This is a genomic window from Bradyrhizobium tropiciagri (assembly GCF_018130505.1).
Classification (GTDB): Bacteria; Pseudomonadota; Alphaproteobacteria; order Rhizobiales; family Xanthobacteraceae; genus Bradyrhizobium; species Bradyrhizobium tropiciagri_B.
This window is the reverse complement of record NZ_JAFCKH010000004.1, coordinates 232,111-251,801: the sequence shown is the minus strand read 5'-3', so window position 1 is coordinate 251,801 and position 19,691 is coordinate 232,111. Positions and strand designations below refer to the sequence as shown.

Here is a 19,691-nt window from a genome sequence, read left to right as displayed (position 1 = left end):
TGGAACCCAATCGCCGCTCAGGCGTATTATCGGGTTGATGATTTTCTGCGGGGACGGGTTGACCTCCATTCATTTGACGAGCCGATGCTGACGGCGATTTCACGACGCCGCACTGCACTGCAAATCCTGCTGCTGTCGGCGGGCTTCGTCGTGCTGGTCGCGGTCAGCGTGGCCTCCGTGCTGCTGGTCAACAAGGCGCGCGAGGACAACGCCCTCGTCGTGCACACGATCGAGGTCGAGAACCAGATTTCGAACCTGCTGCTCGAAGTCCGCCGCGCAGAGAGTGCCGCCCGCGCCTATCTCCTGACCCGCTGGCCGCGCTTTCTCGAGGAGCACGACGCGGCGGTGGCCAATGTCGCCCCCTATGTCGACCAGCTGGCACGGCTGACCGCCGACAATCCGCCGCAAGTTGCGAACATCGGCAAGCTGCGGACTGCCACGGCGGAACGGCTGGAGCAGTTTCGCCGCGAGATGGAATTTCTCAAGCAGAACGAACCCGACAATGCCACCGCGCTGGTGCGCGAGGCCGCGGCCAGCTCGTCCGATGCCAGCATCCGCGACGTCGCCGCGAGCATGCGTGCCGAAGAGGAACGTCTGTTCGCGCAGCGTACGCTCACCGCGGACAAGACCCAGGTGCTGGCCTCCTCGGTCACCATCGCGGGCTCCTGCATGGTGCTGGCGCTCGCCGGCTTCTCGATCTTCCTGCTACGGGGATCGTCGCGGGCGCGCGACGACGCCGAGGCGAAGCTGCGCGACGTCAACGTCACGCTCGAAACCACCGTGGACGAACGCACCGCCGACCTGCGCGAGGCCAACGAGGAGATCCAGCGCTTCGCCTATATCGTCAGCCACGATCTGCGTTCGCCGCTGGTCAACATCATGGGCTTCACCAGCGAGCTCGAGGAATTGCGCGGCGACATCTTCAAGCGCATCGCCAGCCTCAATCGCGCCGCCTCGCCGGCGCCGGCGATGCCGGATGACGCCACCGACACGGCGGAGCCCGAGCTGGAAGGCGCGGACAAGCAGCTCTCCGAGGACTTCAACGAGTCGCTCGGCTTCATCAAATCCTCGATCGCCAAGATGGACCGGCTGATCAGCGCGATCCTCAACCTCACGCGCGAGGGCCGCCGCGAGTTCAAGCCGGAGCGGATCGACATCCGCGAGCTGATCGAGGGCATCGTCAGGACAGTCGCGCATCAGGCGAGCGAAGCCAATGCCACCATCAACGTCGGCGTGTTGCCCGCCCTGGTCAGCGACCGCCTGGCGCTGGAGCAGATCTTTTCCAACCTGATCGACAATGCGCTGAAATACCTCAAGGACGGCGTCCCCGGCGAGATCTCGATCGGCGGCCGCACCAAGCTCGGCTTTGCGATTTTCGAGGTCGCGGACAACGGCCGCGGCATCGATCCGAAGGACCATCAGCGCATTTTCGACCTGTTTCGCCGCGCCGGAACCCAGGACAAGCCCGGCCAGGGCATCGGCCTTGCCCATGTCCGCGCACTTGTGCGCAGACTAGGCGGCACCATGTCGGTAGCTTCGGAACTTCACAACGGCAGCACCTTCACGATAACACTGCCTATCAAATGGACAGGCAAGCACCGGGATAAAGAGTCATGAGCGATCCAGTCACCATCATCATGATCGAGGACGATGAGGGCCATGCCCGCCTGATTGAGCGGAATATCCGGCGCTCGGGTGTCAACAATGCGATCGTTCCGTTCACCAACGGTACAGCGGCCGTGGACTATCTGTTCGGCAAAGATGGCACCGCCGCCGACCGCAAGGGCCAGGCGCTGCTCATCCTGCTCGACCTCAATCTGCCTGACATGACCGGCATCGATATTCTGAAGCGGGTCAAGGAAAACAAGTTCCTCAAGTCGACGCCGGTGGTCGTGCTGACCACGACCGACGACTCGCAGGAAATCAAGCGTTGCTACGAACTCGGCTGCAACGTCTACATCACCAAGCCGGTGAACTACGAAAGCTTCGCCAACGCCATTCGCCAGCTTGGCCTGTTCTTCTCCGTGATTCAGGTTCCGCCAGCTTTATGACCAGCGAGACGCCGACCCTGCTCTATATCGACGACGACGCGGCGCTGGCGCGCCTGGTCGAACGCAGGCTGACGCGCGCCGGCTTCAAGGTCGTGCACGCCGCCGACGGCCAGGACGGCCTCGATCGCCTTGCCCAGGGCGGCATCGACGTCATCGCGCTGGATCAGTACATGCCTGGCCTCGACGGGCTGGAGACGCTCGAGCTGATCATGAAGATCGCCGACGCGCCGCCGGTGGTGTTCGTCACGGCCTCGCAGGACTCGGCGATCGCGGTGACCGCGCTGAAGGCCGGCGCGGCCGACTATCTGGTCAAGGACGTCCGGGGCGAATTCATCCCCCTGCTCCAGGTCGCGGTCAACGGCGCGATCCGGCAGGCGGCGATCCAGAAGGCGCGCGACGAGGCCGAGGCCGAGGTGCATGCCTCGCGCGACCGCTATGCGGCGCTCGCCGCCGAGCGCGAGGTGCTGCTGCGCGAGGTCAATCACCGCGTCGGCAACTCGCTGCAGATCATCGCCTCGCTGCTGCATCTGCAGGCCAACTCCGCAAGCCAGGACGACGTCAAGGCGGCGCTGACCAACGCGATGGGCCGCGTCGCCGCGGTCGCGCAGGTGCACCGCCGGCTCTACACCTCGCACGACTTCAAGACGGTGATGCTCAACCAGTATCTCGAGGCGCTGCTCGAGGACCTGCGCCGCTCGGCCGAGGGCAACAAGATGTCGCGGCTGACGCTGCACGCCGACCCCATCGAGATCGACCCGGACCGCGCGGTCGCGATCGGCATCATCGTCAACGAGCTGGTCATGAACGCGGTGAAATACGCCTATCCTGACGGCGCGGGGCCGATCCATGTCGAGCTCAAGCCGCAGGGCGACGACGTCGTGCTGTCGATCAGCGATCAGGGCGTCGGCTTCGACGACAAGGCCAATCCGCGCGGCACCGGCATGGGCCAGCGCATCGTCACTGCGATGGCCGCCAAGCTCGACGCCAGCGTCGAGCGCGATCCGGCCCCCAAGGGCACCCGCTTCGTGGTGCGGTTTGCGCGCGTCAGCCCGGCGCTGGCGAAATCGAGCAGCGTCGCCGCCAAATAGCGCGCGATCGATCGCGGCGCATTCGATCGACTTGTCCGCTTCGCGTTAACCGCAGCGTTATCCTCTTCCGCAATCGGAACACCGCCCTCCCGGCCGGTTAAGAAACATCTGGACATCTTTCGCCATACTCCCGCCACCAGCTCTGGCAGAAGGCGGTCACGATGTTTGGGCGCAGGATCACGTTCGGAAAGAAGCAGTACAGCCTTGCCGAAGTCAGGGAGATGACGCATCCGACGCCGGATGACGATGGCGTCACGCGCGTCTTCCCGAAGGATATCTGGAACGATCCGAAGATCGGTTCGATGCTGCGCGAGCTCGGCTTCAACCCCGACGATCCGCGCAACATCAGGAAGACGGCAGACGACTACATCGCGATGTTCGCCGCGGCGCGAACCCGGCTCGAGCAGCGCGCCGAGGCATTCAACCGCGACAACACCGCCCGCTACGGCTACTGCCGCGCCGTCCCCTTCCTGGTGATCGACCACACGATCTGGGACGGCGAGCATGGCGCGTTCCTCTATGCATCGATGGACCTGATCGGCTTCGACGACTGGAACGTGCTGATGCTGGCGGCCGATGAGCGCACCAAGCAGCTGTGCGGCATCGCCGGCCATCCAGGAACGGTGCCTCCGGTCACCGAGACCGTCACCAACTGCATCACCGAATGGAAAGCGCGCCACGAGGCGTTGCTGGAATCCTTCGGCGTCACGGCGACCGGCGGCCAGGGCGGCATTTCGGGCGAGCAATATGAGGCGGAGAAGGACGCGCTGCGCCAGGAGATCATCGACAAGGTCGGCTGGATGAAGCCACGCATCATCGCCGAACTGCTGCGCATCCAGGGCTAGCGGCGGACTCTCTTCCGACAGCTTTCTCAATCGTGCTTATGGTGGCGGCGCTGTTTGCGATGCGGGCCGCAATCCCGGCACGGCGCGCCGAACACCACCTGCGACGGATAAGGCCGCGCCGAATGCTGCGGCGTCCAGCCGAACGGTCCTGCCGCACCAAATCCTGCGCTAAGCGGATCGGCGGCAAAATTGCCGGGGAAATAACCATTGGTGCGGAAATCGCGGGCGTCGTCCCTGCCGTCGAAAGCCCAGCCGCCGGTGCTGCCAAAGCGCAGCGGACGCTCCTGGGCCGATGCCGCGCCGGCGGAGAGCGCGATGGCGGCGCAGGCAATCATGGCTCCGATTGGCTTCATGTCGCGGTCCTCATGGCGGCAAGGTGCCCCAATCGCCCTTCCAGGCGATCAGGCGTCCCTTGCCGAATTGCAGATAGAGCGCATCGCTGCGCCTCGACAGGATGCTGCCCCTGACATTGGGCAGCGCGACCAGCAATTCATTGCCGCGCGTGCCGCGCACGTAATTCAGGGGGACGCCGAGCGACTGGCTGGCCTGATCGGCCGTCATGCCGAAGGCCAGCGGCACGCTGTTGGGCCGCTGCTGGGCGCGCGCGGCACCGAACGATGCACCAAGCGCGATGACGACGAGGCTGACCGTCAGGAGACGTTGCATCACCCACCTCATTGCAGCGCAGCCAATGTGCCGGCGGGAGTCCAGCCACCGCCGAGCGCCTGGAACAGGCTGCTCGCCGCCAGCAGCTTATTGAGCCGCACCGTGACCAGGTTGTTCTCGGCGGTGAACAGCGTCTGCTGGGCCTGCAGCACCGTGATGAGATTGACGGTGCCGCCGCGCAACTGCGTCTCCGCGACCTCGAACGCCTTGCGCGAGCTTGCCACCACATCGGACTGCAGGCGCTCCTGCAGCGTGAACTTCTGCAGCGCGATCAGCGCCTTCTCGACGTCGGCGAAGGCCGACAGCACCGACTTGCGATAGGTTTGCAGGAATTGCAGCTGCTGGCCCTTGGCGAGCTTGAGCTGGCTCTCCAGCTGGAAGCCGTCGAACAGCGGCTGCGTCAGCCCGGCCGACAGCGTGTAGTACCAGGCGCCCGGACCGAACAGCGAAGCCAGCGCCGCGCTCTGCGAGCCGTTGGTCGCTGTGAGCTGGATCTGCGGGAAGAACGCCGCGCGCGCCGCGTCGACGCTGAAATTGGACGACGTCAGCTGCGCCTCGGCCTGGCGGATGTCGGGCCGCTGGTAGAGCAATTCCGACGGCAGACCCGGCGTGACGCGCGGCACCGCGATCTGCGTCGTGCTGCCACCGCGCACGGTGAAATTGGCCGGTGCGCGCGCCACCAGCAGCGCGAGCGCCGCGATGTTCTGCGCCACCGTCACCTCCAGCGGCGGGATCGCCGCGCGCTGGGTCGCCACCAGCGCCTCCTGCTGCGACAGGTCGAGCTGCGAGGCGGTGCCGCCGGCGAATTGCGATTTGATCAGCGCGAGGATGCGTTCGGCCGCCGCCAGATTGCGGCGCGTGACCTTGATCTGGTCCTGCGCCGCCAGCACCTGGAAATAGGTGTTGGCGACGGTCGCCATCGTGCTCAGCGCGACAACCTCGCGATTGTAGCGGGCGGCGGTGGCGCTCTCCTCGGACGCCGCCAGCGTCGCGCGGTTCTTGCCCCAGAAATCCAGGATGTAGCTCGCGGTCAGTCCCACGTTGAACTGCGAGAACGTCCCGCCGACGCTCGTGCCGCTCGCCGCCCCCGCGCCCTGGCGCTCGGCATTCGCCGCCCCTGAGAGCGACGGCAGCAGCGCGGCGCCGGAGATGCCGACATTGGCGTCGGCCTGCGCGATCTGGGCGATCGCGACCGCGATGTCGAGATTGTAGAGCTGCGCGGATTCCATCAGCCCGGTCAGCTCCGCGGAGCGGAAGCCGCGCCACCAGGCGAGCGCCGGAACCGCCGCGTCGGCGTCACCCTTCCCAGCGGTCCGATAGCTCGCCGGCACTTCGAGATTGAGCTCGGGGCGCTCCGCGCCGGGGATGCAGCCGGACAGGCCGAGGCCGACGAGCATCACGAGCGTCGGCCGCCGGCCCAGACTGAGCGCGGCCGTCAGCGGCTTCCGCAACACTCGAACTCTTCGCAACGCTGCAACTGGCATTTACCCGCCCGGTTGAAGTGGAGACCCCGCCGCCCGCACGGCGCCACCGCGACGCGCGCGCTGGGCCCACAGGCGGAACCGGTCGAGATAGAGATAGATGACCGGCGTCGTATAGAGCGTCAGCACCTGGCTCAGGATCAGGCCGCCGACAATGGCGATGCCGAGCGGCTGGCGCAACTCGCCGCCGTCGCCCATGCCGATCGCGAGCGGCACGGCGCCGAGCAGCGCGGCCATCGTCGTCATCATGATCGGGCGGAAGCGCAGCAGGCACGCCTCCCTGATCGCCTCGAGCGGCTCCAGCCCGCGCCTGCGTTCCGCCTCGAGCGCAAAGTCGATCATCATGATCGCATTCTTCTTCACGATGCCGATCAGCAGGATGACGCCGATCAGCGCCATGATACTGAACTCGGTCTTGAATGCCATCAGCGCCAGCAAGGCGCCCACACCCGCCGAGGGCAGTGTGGACAAGATCGTCAGCGGATGCACGAAGCTCTCATAGAGCACGCCGAGCACGATGTAGATCGTCACCACCGCCGCCAGGATCAGGAACGGCTGGTTGCTGAGCGAATCCTGGAACGCCCTGGCGGTGCCCTGGAAGGTGCCGCGGATGGTGGCAGGAACGCCGATCCGGTTCATGGTGGCCTCGATGCCGGCCACTGCGGTGCTCAGCGAGACGTTCGGCGGCAAGTTGAACGAGATGGTGCTGGCGACCAGCAGCCCCTGGTGATTGACCCCGAGCGGGGTCGCGCCCTGCTTGAAACTCGCCACCGTCGACAGCGGGATCATGGTCTCGCTCGATGTGCTGACCGCCGATCCGGTCGAGGCGACGCCCTTGCCGGTCGCGCCGATCGAGTTGGTGGCCTGGTTGCGCGCCGCCTCGACATTGGCCGAACTGGCCGCGCTGGAGGTGCCCGGCGCCACCACCGTGCCCGCCACCGCATTGCTCGACTGCGAGCCGCCGACCGAAGCGCCTGAGGTGCTGATATAGACGTCCTTCAGCGTCTCCGGATTCTGCCAGTAGCGCGGCGCGACCTCCATGATGACGTGGTACTGGTTGCGCGCGACATAGATCGTCGAGACCTGGCGCTGGCCGAACGCATCATAGAGCGTGTTGTCGATCTGGCTGACGGTGATGCCGAGCTGGGCCGCGGCATCGCGGTCGATCACGAGATCGGATTCCAGACCCTTGTTCTGCTGATCGCTGTTGACGTCGGAGAGGTTGGGATCACGCTGCAGGGCAGCCGCGATCTTCGGCGTCCACTCGTTGAGCTCCTCCAGCGTCGAGCCCTGCAAGGTGTATTGATATTGAGCGTTGGACTGCCGGCCGCCGACCCGGATGTCCTGCACCGCCTGCAGGAACAGGCTGGCGCCGGGCACCACGGCCATCTCCCGCCGTAGCCGGGCGATCACCCGGTCGGCGCTGATCTTGCGCTGGTCGAGCGGCCGCAGCGAGACGAACACGAAGCCGGAATTGGTCTGCCCACCGCCGGTGAATCCAACCGCCGTCTCCACCGCCGGATCGCGTTTGATGATGCCGACGAACTGCGCGAGCTTCTGCTGCATCAGCTGGAACGAGACGCTCTGATCGGCCTGGATCGAGCCGACCAGCCGCCCGGTGTCCTGCTGCGGGAAGAAGCCCTTCGGGATCACGCTGTAGAGATAGAAGTTGAGGCCGAACACGGCGGCGAGGATCACCATCACCGAGACCGGGTGCTGCAACGCCGCGGTCAGCGTCCTACGGTAGAAATTCAGCATCGCCTCGAAGAAGTGCTCGCTCGCCCAATAGAGCCGGCCGTGGCCCTGCCCGGTCTCGCCCTTGAGCAGCACGGCGCACATCATCGGGGTCGTGGCCAGCGACACCGCGAGCGAGATCAGGATCGAGATCGAGATCGTCATCGCGAATTCGCGGAACAGCCGGCCGACGATGCCGGCCATCAGCAGGATCGGGATGAACACCGCGATCAGGGAGACGCTCATCGACAGCACGGTGAAGCCGACCTCGTTGGCGCCCTTGAGCGCGGCCTGCAGCGGGCTCAGCCCCTCCTCGATGTAGCGGGTGACGTTCTCCAGCACCACGATGGCGTCGTCGACCACGAACCCGGTCGCGACCGTCAGCGCCATCAGCGACAGATTGTCGAGGCTGTAGCCCATCAGGTACATCGCCCCGAAGGTCGCCACCAGCGACACCGAGACCGCGACCACCGGAATGAACGTGGCGCGAAGGTTCCGCAGGAACGCGAACACCACGATGATCACCAGCAGCACTGCGAGGACGAGGGTCCGTTCCACGTCGCGCAGCGAGGTGCGGATGGTGATCGAGCGGTCGACCGCGAGCCCGATGTCGATCGCCGGCGACACCGAGGCGCGGAGCTGCGGCAGCAGCCCCTTCACCAGATCCACGGTCGAGATGATGTTCGCGTTCGGTTGCCGGTAGAGGATGATCAGCACCGCCGGCTTGCCGTTGGCGAGCCCGGCATTGCGCAGGTTCTCGACCGAATCCGTCACCTCGCCGACGTCGGAGAGGTGGACTGGCGCGCCGTTACGGTAGGCCACGACCAGCGATTTGTAGTCGGCGGCCTTGTTGGCCTGGTCGTTGGCGTAGATCTGGTAGCGCTGTTCGCCGACGTCGATGCCGCCCTTCGGGCTATGGGCATTGGCGTTCGACAGCGCGGCGCGGACGTCTTCGAGGCCGATGCCGTATTTGTAGAGCGCCTGCGGGGTGAGATCGACGCGCACCGCCGGCAGCGAGCTGCCGCCGACCACAACCTCGCCGATGCCATCGACCTGCGACAGCTTCTGCGCCAGCACCGTGGAAGCCGCATCATACAGATCGCCCCGCGTCAGCGTGTCCGACGTCAGGGTCAGGATCAGGATCGGCGCATCGGCCGGGTTGACCTTGCGGTAGGTCGGATTGCTGCGCAGGCTGGTCGGCAGGTCGGCCCGCGCCGCGTTGATCGCGGCCTGCACGTCACGCGCCGCGCCGTTGATGTCGCGGTTCAGCCCGAACTGCAGCGTGATGCGGGTCTGGCCGACCGAGCTCGACGACGTCATCTCGGTGACGTCGGCGATCTGGCCGAGATGCCGCTCCAGCGGGCTTGCCACCGTGGTCGCGACATCCTGCGGGCTGGCGCCGGGCAGCGTCGCCTGCACCGATATGGTCGGGAAATCCACCTGCGGCAGCGGCGACACCGGCAGCTTGAAGAACGCCACGACGCCGGCCGCGGCAAGCCCCAGCGTCAACAGCGTGGTGGCGACCGGCCGGCGGATGAAGGGCGTCGACGGCTCCATGGCTCAGCGCGACCCGCTCGTCTCGCCGACCTCGCCCCCTCGCCCGGCAAAGCGTACCGCGAGACGATCGAACCAGAGATAGATCACCGGGGTCGTGAACAGCGTCAGCAACTGGCTCACCAAGAGGCCGCCGACGATGGAGATGCCTAGCGGATGCCGCAGCTCGGAGCCGGCGCCGGTGCCGAGCATCAGCGGCAGCGCGCCGAGCACGGCGGCCATCGTCGTCATGATGATCGGGCGGAAGCGCAGCAGGCAGGCCTGGTAGATCGCCTCGCGCGGCGGCTTGCCCTCATTGCGTTCGGCATCGAGCGCGAAGTCGATCATCATGATCGCGTTCTTCTTGACGATGCCGATCAAGAGGATGATGCCGATGATCGCGACGATGGTAAGATCCTGCTTCGCCAGCATCAGCGCCAGCAGCGCGCCGATGCCGGCCGACGGCAGCGTCGAGAGAATGGTCAGGGGATGGATGAAGCTCTCGTAGAGCACGCCGAGCACGATATAGACCGTGATGATCGCGGCGAGGATCAGGAACAGCTGGTTTGTGAGCGAGGACTGGAACGCCAGCGCCGCGCCCTGGAAACTGGTGATGATGCCGAGCGGCTGATTGATGTCGAGCTGGGCCTGCTTGATCGCGGTCACGGCTTCGCCGAGCGAGGCGCCCGGCGCCAGGTTGAACGAGACGGTGGCCGACGGAAACTGGCCGAGATGCGAGACCTGCAGCGGCGCGGTCTCGATCCGCATCTTCGCCATCACCGAGAGCGGCACCGGCGTCGTGCCGACCGATGACGGCAGATAGATCGAGGACAGCGAGTCCAGCGACTTCTGCAGCGACGGATCGGCCTCCAGGATCACGCGGTACTGGTTCGAATTCGTGAAGATAGTCGAGACGATACGCTGGCCGTAGGAGTCGTACAGCGCGTTGTCGATCGTCGCTGGCGTGATGCCGAACCGCGCGGCCTGGTCGCGGTCGATGTCGACGAACACCGACAGCCCCTTCGCCGAGATGTCGCTCGAGACATCGCTGAGCAGATGCGATTCACGCAATTTGTCGACCAGCTTCGGGGTCCACTCCGCAAGCTCGTTCGGATCGGCGTCCTGCAGGATGAACTGGTACTGCGTCCGGCTCACCGTGCCCTCGATGGTCAGGTCCTGGACCGGCTGCATGTAGAGCGTGATGCCGGTGAGGTGCCCGGTGCTCGCCTTGATCCGCTCCATGACGGTCGCGATATCCGACTTGCGCTGCTCGTGCGGCTTCAAATTGATCAGGATGCGGCCGCTGTTCAGCGTCGTGTTGGTGCCGTCGACGCCAATGAAGGACGACAGGCTCTGCACCTCCGGGTCTTTCAGGATCGCGCTCGCCAGCTGCTGCTGGCGTTCGGCCATCGCGGCATAGGACACCGACTGCGGCGCCTCCGAGATCGCCTGGATCACGCCGGTGTCCTGCACCGGAAAGAAGCCCTTGGGGATCAGGATATAGAGCCACGCCGTGAGGCCGAAGGTCGCGAGCGCAATCAGCAGCACCAGCGGCTGACGATCGAGCACCCAGTTGAGCATGCGGCCGTAGATCGCGATGACCTGGTCGAAGCCTTCCCGGCTCAGCCGCTGCAGCGCGTTCTCGCGCGCCGTGCCTTCCGGCTTCAAGAGCTTGGCGCAGGCCATCGGCACCAGCGTCAGCGACACCACCGCCGAGATCAGGATGGTGACCGACAGCGTGATGGCGAATTCGCGGAACAGGCGGCCGACGACGTCGCCCATGAACAAGAGCGGAATCAGCACCGCGATCAGCGACACCGTCAGCGAGATGATGGTGAAGCCGATCTGCTCGGAGCCGCGCAGCGCCGCGTCCAGCGGCGAGTAGCCTTCCTCGATATAGCGCGAGATGTTCTCGATCACGACGATGGCGTCGTCGACCACGAACCCGGTCGCGATGGTCAGCGCCATCAGCGACAGATTGTTCAGGCTGAAGCCGAACAAATACATCGCCCCGAGCGTACCGACCAGCGACAGCGGCACCGACAGGCTCGGGATCAGGGTGGCGCGGGTCGAGCGCAGGAACACGAAGATCACAAGCACGACCAGGATCACCGCGAGCGTCAGCTCGTACTCGACGTCGCGCACCGAGGCGCGGATCGTCACGGTCCGGTCGGTCAGGATGTTGAGGTCGATCGCGGCCGGCAGCGTCGCCTGCAGCTGCGGCAGCAGGTCCTTGATGCCCTGCACCACTGAGATGACGTTGGCGCCGGGCTGGCGCTGGATGTTGAGGATGATCGCCGGCGTCTCGTTCATCCAGGCGCCGAGCTTGTCGTTCTGCGCGCCGTCGACGACGGTGCCGACGTCGCTGAGGCGGACCGGCGAGCCGTTCTTGTAGGCGATGATCAGCGAGCGGTAGTCGCTGGCGTTGCGGATCTGGTCGTTGGCATTGATCGTGTAGGCGCGCATCGCGCCGTCGAAATTGCCCTTCGGCGTATTGACGTTGGCGTTGCCGAGCGTGGTGCGGAGATCGTCGATGTTGAGGCCGTAGGCGGCGAGCTTGCGGATATCGGCCTGGATGCGCACCGCGGGCCGCTGGCCGCCGCTGATGCTGACGAGGCCGACGCCGGGCAGCTGCGAGATCTTCTGCGCCAGCCGCGTGTCGACGAAATCCTGCACCTGCGTCAGCGGCATCGTCTTCGAGGTCAGGCCGAGGGTCAGGATCGGCGCGTCGGCCGGATTGACCTTGGCGTAGATCGGCGGCGCCGGCAGGTCGGACGGCAGCAGATTGCCGGCGGCGTTGATCGCGGCCTGCACCTCCTGCTCGGCGACGTCGAGCGAGATCGACAGGCCGAATTGCAGCGTGATCACCGAGGAGCCCGCCGAGCTCACCGAGCTCATCTGGTTGAGGTTCGGCATCTGGCCGAACTGCACCTCGAGCGGCGCCGTCACCGACGACGTCATCACGTCCGGGCTCGCGCCGGGATAGAAGGTCTGCACCTGGATGGTCGGATAGTCGACCTCCGGCAGCGCCGCGACGGGCAGGAACCGGAACGCCAGCATGCCCGACAGCATGATGGCGATCATGAACAGGGTCGTCGCCACCGGCCGCAGGATGAATGGCCGCGACGGGTTCATTGCTTCGGCCCGTCCCCGTGCTTTTGGTGAGCGCCCGCCTTGTCGCGATCAGCGCCCTTCTCCGCCTTGGCTGCCCCGTTCCCGGTTCCCTTGTCCTTGGCCGCACCGGCGGCATTGGCCGCATCGGCGGGATTGCGCACCACCACCTTGGCGCCCTCGCGCAGCTTGTCGGCGCCGTCGATCACGATGCGGTCGCCGGGCGCAAGTCCCGAGATCACCTCGACGCGGTCGCCTTCGGTGACGCCGAGCTTCACCGGCCGCACCGAGACGGTGCTGTCGGCATTGACGAGATAGACGAATGTGCCGGGCACGCCGCGCTGCACGCCCGCGGTCGGCATCGTCGTGACGTCCTTGTGGGTGTCGAGCAGCAGGCGGATGTTGACGAACTGGTTCGGATAGAGCGTGCGCTTGTCGTTCTCGAACTGCGCGCGCAGCTTGATCGTGCCGGTGGTCGGATCGATCTGGCTGTCGAAGGTCTGCAGCGATCCCTCGGCGAGCTTGTTGATGCCGCTGCGGTCATACGCCGCGGTCGGCAGCACCGCGCCTTCCCGCAGCCGTTTCGCCACCGCCTGCAGATTGTCCTCCGGCAGCGTGAACAGCACGCTGATCGGCTCGAGCTGCGTGATGACGACGATGCCGTTGGAATCGGACGGCGTGACGTAATTGCCGAGATCCACCTGGCGCAATCCGACGCGGCCGTTGATCGGCGACACGATGCGGCAATAGGCCAGATTCACCTCGGCGGATTTCACCGTGCCGCGGTCGGCCTCGACCGTGCCCTGATACTGCGCGACCAGCGCGATCTGGGTGTCCAGCGTCTGGTGCGGCACCGCGTTCTGCTTGGCGAGGCCCTCGTAGCGGGCGAGGTCGACCTGCGCGCCCTTCAGCTGGGCTTCGTCGCGCGCGAGTTGGCCCCTGGCCTGCGCCAGCGTCGCCTCATAGGGACGCGGATCGATCTGGGCGATGAGGTCGCCCTGCTTGACCTCGTCGCCTTCCTTGAAATCGATCTTCTGCAGATAGCCGCTGATCTGGCTCTTGATCGTCACCGTCGCGAGCGACGTCACGGTGCCGAGCGCGTTCAGCGTAACGCCGATGTCGCCCTTGCCGACGGTCTCGGGCACGATCGACATCGGTGCGCTGTTGCGCCCGCCGCCGGCCAGCTGCGGCGCGCCTTGCTGCCGCGTCCACCAGACCACGCCGGCGAGCAGCAGCAGGACGATCAACGTCGTGACGATGGTTCGACCGCGCGACGTTTGCCCGCTCTGTTCAGGCGCGATGATCGGATCTCTTACCTGCTGGTCCATAACTTGCCCACGAGGAACACGGAGGAGCTCGCGCGGCCCTGTATATCCCAAGTCTCCGCGCGCGCCACACTGGAACGCGCATTTTGATCGCTTCCGTTCGACAAAGCGCGTTAACAATAGGAAAGGATGGTGGCTGCGCCGCGACCGATCAATGGTTCACGGTGGAGTGTTGTTGAGTTTATCCGCCCACCTGTAACCAGGGCAACACAATCAGCAACAGACCGGCAAAGTAGATCACGCCAAAGATCAGCCCGAATTTCCAGAAGTCGCCTTTGCCGATGTAGCCGCTGCCGTAATACATCGGCGCCGGTCCCGTGGCGTAAGGCGAGATCACGCCCATCAGCCCGAGCGAATAGACGCAGAGCAGCATCAGCGTATCGATCGGCAGGCCGGGAATGCTGGAGCCGACCGCGAGCACTACCGGCAGCACGGCGGCGGTATGCGAGGTGATGCTCGAGAAGAAATAGTGGATCCAGAAGAAGAACGACGCGAGCAGGATCATGCCGATCAGCGGCGAGGTCCCGGTGAGCGGTTTCGCATAGCCTTCGGCCACCCATTTGATGAAGCCGATCTCGTTCAGGCCCGACGACAGCGTCAGCAGCGAGGTGAAGTAGAAGAACACCTCCCACGCGCTCTTCTCGGCGACGATGTCCTCGAACGCGATCACGCCGGTCACGAGCATCAGCGAGATCACCACGAACACCACAGTGGTGGCGTTGATGAAGTTGGAGCCGAGCAGCGGCAGGCTGATGTTGGGATTGGAGCCGCAGATCCAGAAGAACATCGCCAGCAGCACCAGCCCCGCCATGATCCATTCGTGACGCGACGGCGGTCCCATCTTGGCGAGTTCGTCCTTGCTCCAGGCCACGATCTCCGGGCTCTCCTTGATCTCGGGCCGGCAGACGGCGTAGCTGAGCAGCGGCACCATGATCAGCAGCAGGATGCCGAGCGGTGCGAAACCGATGAACCATTGCGACCAGCTGATCTCGACATTGACGAGCCGCTTGGCGATCGAGAGCGCGGCGGCGTTCGGCGCCAGCGCGGTCAGGAACATCGAGCTGGTCACCGCCGTCGTCGCGAACGCGGTCCACATCACGAAGGTGCCGATCTTGCCCGCGGTCGGACCGGGCTCGGAGCCATAGATGCGCGGAATGTTGCTGACGATCGGATAGACCGTGCCGCCGCTGCGCGCGGTGTTCGACGGCGTCGCCGGTGCCAGCACGAGATCGGAGAACGCCACCGCATAGCCGAGCCCGATGGTGCGGCGGCCGAGCGCCTTCACCAGCAGCAGCGCGAGGCGGCGGCCGAGCCCGCTCTTGCGATAGCCGATCGAGAACACGAAGGCGCCGACGATCAGCCACACCGTGCTCTCGGAAAAGCCGGCGAGCATCCAGCGCAGCGACTTGGACGGATCATGCTCGACATAGCCACTGATGCCGGCGACGGTGAGGCCGATGATGCCGACCGCGCCGACCGGCATCGATTCGAGGATCAGGCCGCAGATGACCGCGGCGAACACCGCAAAATAGTGCCACTGATTGGCGTTCAATCCCGCCGGCACCGGGATCAGATAGATCACGAGCCAGACTGCCAGCGGCGCAAACGTCCTCCATGACAGCTTCATGCAGCGTCCCCCTCTTCCGTCTTGATTGTCCAGCGCGCCATCGCCGTGTCCGGGTGCGGCCATCTTTTCGTTGCAATCTAGCACGGTTGCAGCCTCACACGACAAGCGGCGATCCGGCGGCACGCCATGTGGAGGAACCGGCCATCCCGTCAACACCGCGCGACTGTCTCGCGGCGGCCCATCGCGCGGCGGCCCACGGTTTGCTATTCTCCCCCCATGACGTCACGCGACTCCGCCTCCTCCGAGATCACGCCCGAGGTGCTGCTGCGCGCCTATGCCTGCGGTATCTTCCCGATGGCGGAGAGCGCCGACGATCCGACCCTGTTCTGGGTCGAGCCGGAATTGCGCGGCGTGATTCCGCTCGACGGCTTTCGCGTCGCCTCGCGCCTCGCGCGCACCGTGCGCTCGGACGTGTTCACCGTCACGGTCGATACCGCGTTCAAGGCCGTCATCGCCGGCTGCGCGGCGCCGCAGCCGGGCCGCGACGACACCTGGATCAACAAGCGGATCCGCGATCTCTATGTCGGCCTGCACGCGCTCGGCTATTGCCACAGCGTCGAGGTCTGGCAGGACGGCGATCTGGTCGGCGGCCTCTACGGCGTCAGCCTCGGCCGCGCCTATTTCGGCGAGAGCATGTTCCACACCGCGCGCGATGCCTCGAAGGTCGCGCTGGTGCATCTGGTGGCGCGCCTGATCGCCGGCGGCTTCGAACTGCTCGACACGCAATACGTCACCGAGCATCTCAAGACGTTCGGCGCGGTCGAAATCCCGCGCCGCCGTTACCGCGCCCTGCTCGACAAGGCGATCACCGGCATGCCGGCGGAGTTCGACAGGCTCGATGCGACCAGGCCGGTGACAGGCGCGGAAGCGCTCGCGATCATCGCCGAGAGAGGTTGATATTAGCGGTTTCCCGTAGCCCGGATGGAGCGAAGCGCAATCCGGAGCAGTCCATCCGCGGAGAGCCCTTCCCCGGATTACGCTTCGCTCCATCCGGGCTACGCAGTCTTCTCCGAACGCGCGATCAGTTCCCGAACAATCCGCCGAACAAACCGCCCGGCCGCTGTTGCGGCGGCGGAGGTGGCGGCGGCTGCTGCTGGAACTGCGGCTGCGGGGGCGGCGCCGGACGCGGCGCGGCCTGCTTCGGCGCGGCGCGCTTCTGGGCCGGCGGCGGCGGTGGCGCCGGCGGCGTCACCTGCTTGGCCGGATCGGGCGCCGCGGTGACGATGGTCTGGTCCGGCATTTTGCAGTCGGTCAGCCAGATGTCGTAGATCGGATGCTCGACACCGTGCAGGCCGGGGCTCGCCGCAAACATCCAGCCCGAGAAGATCCGCTTCACCTCGCCCTGCAGCGTGATCTCGTCGACCTCCACGAACGCGTCGGTGTTGGCGGCTTCGGTCGAGGGCCGCGTGTAGCAGGCATCGGTCTTCACGCGCAGCGCGCCGAACTGCACGGTCTCGCCGATGTCCTCGTCGAAATTGATGATGCGTCCGGTGATCTTGTCGAGGCCGGAGAAGCTCGCCTTCTTGTTGGTGATCTTGGTCGACGGCGGCTCCTGCACCACCTCGTCGCCGGGCTGCAACGCGGCGGGCTGCTGCGGCGTGCCTTGCGGTGCTCCCTGCGGTGCGCCTTGCGGCGGCGCTCCCTGCGGCGTGCCACGGGGCTGACGCTGGCCCGGCGGCAGGCCCGGCGTCGGGTTCACGCCGGGAGGTGCCGCCGCGACGCCGGGACCGCCGGGTTGAGGCGGCTGCACGGCGATGCCGGGCTGGGTACCCTGGGGCGCGACGGTGGTGCCGGGCGGCGGCGCCAGCGGCTGCGACTGCACGCTGCCGGGCGGCGGCACACCCTGGCCGGGCGGCAGCCGGCTCGGCGGCGGCAGCAGACGGCCGCGCGGCAGCTCCGGCACTTCCTCGTCGTCATCGCTGGGCGGCGCCACCTGCCCGCCACGCGGGATCGAACCCGGCGGACGCGGCGCGGGATCGGAGAAAATCGTTCCGATCTGCGCGCGCGCAGGCGGCGCAAGCGAGACGGTTGAGGCGGCCACCAGGGCCGCTATGCCAGTCAGGGCAAGGTTTCGAAACATCTCGCGCGGCTTCAAGAGGCGATTCGGGCTCGCGACAGTGTAGCTTGATATCGGCCGCTCGCAGGCCCACCGGTTAACACGCCGAATGCGGCGGCGAAAGGGCGGTTTCCGGCCCGTCCCCGGCCACTGGTCAGGCTCCGGAACACGTGGAATAGTCCGAGCCGATCCCGCGCGCAGCCTAGCTTGCGAAAATGAGGAAGAATCCGGCGCCCAACCTGATCAGCAGAGGAAACCCAACATGCCCGATCGGATCAGGCTCGACGGCCGGGTCGCCGTCGTCACCGGCGCGGCCGGTGTCATCGGCACCGCCACGCTCCATCTGCTCGCCGAGCGCGGTGCGCGAATTGTCGCAGTCGACCGCCGCGAGGCCGACCTGAAATCCGCGATCAAGGACCTGCCCGCCTCGGCCGAGGCGCTGGCGCTGACCGCCGACGTCACCAATGAGGACGAGGTGAAGGAGTACGTCCGCGCCGCCGTCGACCGGTTCGGGACCATCGACGCGTTCTACAACAACGCCGGCATCGAGGGCGACATCAAGCCGATCCCCGACTACCCGCTGGAGAGCTTCCGCCGGGTGCTCGACGTCAACGTCGTCGGCGTCTTCCTCGGCATGAAATACGTGCTGCCTGTCATGCTGAAGCAGAACAAGGGCAGCATCATCAACACCGCCTCAATCGCTGGCCTGATGGGATCGCCGATGATCGCGGTCTACAGCGCCAGCAAGCACGCGGTGATCGGGCTCACCAAGAGCGCGGCCTGGGAATGCACCGGCACCGGCGTGCGCATCAACTGCGTCTGTCCCGGCATGATCGACAGCCGGATGCTGAGCACGATCCTGCAAGGCCGCAGCGGCGGCAACGCGCCGCCGCCGGTCGAGAAGATCGTCGACCGCATCCCGGCGCGCCGGCTCGGCCTCGCAAGCGAGGTTGCGTCTATCGTCGCCTTCCTCGCCTCGGATGAAGCGAGCTACGTGTCCGGCTCCGCCTACACCGTCGATGGCGGACGCACCGCTGCGTAAGGTCTCACCACTGTCATTCCGGGATGGTGCGTAGCACCAGACCCGGAATCTCGAGATTCCGGGTTCGATGCTTCGCATCGCCCCGGAATGACGTCATCAGGTTTCATCCACAAGGTTTTCGTTCATGCCCGTCGTTCTCGATCCCGATGCCGCCGCCGTCTACAAGGCGTTCAAGGAAGCCGGCCGCCCCGCCTATGAAACGCTGACCGCGCCGGAAGCGCGCGAGTACTACCGGGCTGCCCGTGTCGTCAGCAATCCCGAGCCGCCCGCGCTCGAATCCAGCAAGCCGATCGCGATCCCGGCGCCACACGGCAGCATCCCGGCGCGCATCTATACGCCGAAGACCTTGCGCAAGAACGACGGTCTGGCGCCCTGCCTCGTGTTCCTGCACGGCGGCGGCTGGGTGATCGGCGACCTCGATACCCATGAGGTCGTCTGCCAGAAGCTCGCGCATGAGGGCGAACTGATTGTGATCTCCGTCGACTACCGCCTGGCACCGGAGCACCGCTTCCCCGCCGCGGTCGACGATTCCATCACGGCAACGCAATGGGTCGCCGCCCATGCGCGCGAACTCGGCATCGATGCCGCGCGTATCGTCGTCGGCGGCGACAGCGCCGGCGGCAACCTCGCGACCGTCGTTGCGCTTGCCGCGCGCGACAGCGGCTTGAAGCTGGCCGGGCAGCTCCTGATCTACCCCGCGACCGAATTGGCCCGCACGCACGCCTCGCATCGCGAGCCGGAGACCAGCGTCCTCTTGACCCATACGGTGATCCCCTGGTTCGCCGCGCATTATCTCGGCGATGCAGATAGCACCGACTGGCGCGCCTCCCCCGCGCGCGCGAAGAGCCTCGCCGGCTTGCCGCCCGCTTATGTGTTGACCGCCGGCGCCGATCCCTTGCGCGACGAAGGCGATGAATACGCCAAATTGCTCGGCGATGCCGGCGTGGCCGTGACCTACCGCCACTTCCCGGGCCAGTTCCACGGCTTCTTCACCATGGGCAAGCTGCTCAACCAGGCCAATGTCGCGGTCACCGAAATCAGCGGCTGGCTGAAGACACTCGACTAACGCGCGTTGCCCGCGCATGGCATGCCGCATTCTCGATTGCGGCGATTGTCCGTCTTGCGGTCGACG

15 protein-coding genes are annotated in these 19,691 nt (G+C 66.2%); 7 read left to right on the top strand and 8 right to left on the bottom strand.

The features are described from left to right. The first annotated feature begins 84 nt into the window (after positions 1–84). From JQ633_RS11910 to JQ633_RS11895, 4 genes are all read left to right on the top strand, one after another. On the top strand, positions 85–1,617 hold the full coding sequence (locus tag JQ633_RS11910; protein ID WP_211985207.1) for a sensor histidine kinase: 1,533 nt from the start codon (positions 85–87) through the stop codon (positions 1,615–1,617). Continuing rightward, positions 1,614–2,051 carry a response regulator gene (locus JQ633_RS11905; protein WP_211985206.1) on the top strand — a complete coding sequence of 146 codons (438 nt, stop codon included), beginning with the start codon at positions 1,614–1,616 and terminating at the stop codon, positions 2,049–2,051. Before JQ633_RS11910 ends, JQ633_RS11905 begins: the two co-directional genes overlap by 4 nt. Then, on the top strand, positions 2,048–3,139 hold the full coding sequence (locus tag JQ633_RS11900; protein WP_211985205.1) for a sensor histidine kinase: 1,092 nt from the start codon (positions 2,048–2,050) through the stop codon (positions 3,137–3,139). Before JQ633_RS11905 ends, JQ633_RS11900 begins: the two co-directional genes overlap by 4 nt. A gap of 161 nt (positions 3,140–3,300) precedes the next feature. Next, positions 3,301–3,984: a hypothetical protein gene (locus tag JQ633_RS11895; protein ID WP_211985204.1), complete on the top strand. Its 684-nt coding sequence runs from the start codon at positions 3,301–3,303 to the stop codon at positions 3,982–3,984. Between the two features lie 26 nt (positions 3,985–4,010). On the opposite strand, the gene JQ633_RS11890 is transcribed toward JQ633_RS11895, so the two are convergent. The 7 genes from JQ633_RS11890 to JQ633_RS11860 form a co-directional block, all read right to left on the bottom strand. Next, complete coding sequence (locus JQ633_RS11890; protein WP_211985203.1) at positions 4,011–4,337, bottom strand: BA14K family protein; 327 nt, start codon at positions 4,335–4,337, stop codon at positions 4,011–4,013. Between the two features lie 10 nt (positions 4,338–4,347). Next, positions 4,348–4,650, bottom strand: coding sequence for a hypothetical protein (locus tag JQ633_RS11885; protein WP_211985202.1), 303 nt, complete (start codon positions 4,648–4,650; stop codon positions 4,348–4,350). Positions 4,651–4,658: 8 nt separating this feature from the next. Then, a complete protein-coding gene (locus JQ633_RS11880; protein ID WP_249159273.1) occupies positions 4,659–6,047 on the bottom strand; it encodes an efflux transporter outer membrane subunit in 1,389 nt (462 codons plus the stop codon). A gap of 87 nt (positions 6,048–6,134) precedes the next feature. Beyond that, a complete protein-coding gene (locus JQ633_RS11875) occupies positions 6,135–9,422 on the bottom strand; it encodes an efflux RND transporter permease subunit (protein ID WP_211985200.1) in 3,288 nt (1,095 codons plus the stop codon). A 3-nt stretch (positions 9,423–9,425) separates the two neighbouring features. Then, positions 9,426–12,533, bottom strand: coding sequence for an MdtB/MuxB family multidrug efflux RND transporter permease subunit (locus JQ633_RS11870; protein WP_211985199.1), 3,108 nt, complete (start codon positions 12,531–12,533; stop codon positions 9,426–9,428). Further along, the gene (locus tag JQ633_RS11865; RefSeq protein ID WP_211985198.1) at positions 12,530–13,837 is read right to left on the bottom strand and encodes an MdtA/MuxA family multidrug efflux RND transporter periplasmic adaptor subunit; all 1,308 of its coding nucleotides are present in this window, start codon (positions 13,835–13,837) and stop codon (positions 12,530–12,532) included. The genes JQ633_RS11870 and JQ633_RS11865 overlap by 4 nt, the downstream gene beginning before the upstream one ends. A 178-nt stretch (positions 13,838–14,015) precedes the next feature. Next, on the bottom strand, positions 14,016–15,461 hold the full coding sequence (locus tag JQ633_RS11860) for a DASS family sodium-coupled anion symporter (RefSeq protein WP_211985197.1): 1,446 nt from the start codon (positions 15,459–15,461) through the stop codon (positions 14,016–14,018). Positions 15,462–15,677: 216 nt separating this feature from the next. Between JQ633_RS11860 and aat the strand changes: the two genes are divergently transcribed. Next, the gene (gene aat, locus JQ633_RS11855; protein ID WP_211985196.1) at positions 15,678–16,358 is read left to right on the top strand and encodes a leucyl/phenylalanyl-tRNA--protein transferase; all 681 of its coding nucleotides are present in this window, start codon (positions 15,678–15,680) and stop codon (positions 16,356–16,358) included. A 124-nt stretch (positions 16,359–16,482) separates the two neighbouring features. On the opposite strand, the gene JQ633_RS11850 is transcribed toward aat, so the two are convergent. Further along, the gene (locus JQ633_RS11850) at positions 16,483–17,541 is read right to left on the bottom strand and encodes a DUF2155 domain-containing protein (RefSeq protein WP_211985195.1); all 1,059 of its coding nucleotides are present in this window, start codon (positions 17,539–17,541) and stop codon (positions 16,483–16,485) included. Positions 17,542–17,779: 238 nt separating this feature from the next. On the opposite strand from JQ633_RS11850, the gene JQ633_RS11845 reads away from it, so the two are divergent. Next, a complete protein-coding gene (locus JQ633_RS11845; protein ID WP_211985194.1) occupies positions 17,780–18,559 on the top strand; it encodes an SDR family NAD(P)-dependent oxidoreductase in 780 nt (259 codons plus the stop codon). A 124-nt stretch (positions 18,560–18,683) separates the two neighbouring features. Then, a complete protein-coding gene (locus JQ633_RS11840) occupies positions 18,684–19,625 on the top strand; it encodes an alpha/beta hydrolase (protein WP_211985193.1) in 942 nt (313 codons plus the stop codon). The last annotated feature ends 66 nt before the right edge of the window (positions 19,626–19,691 follow it).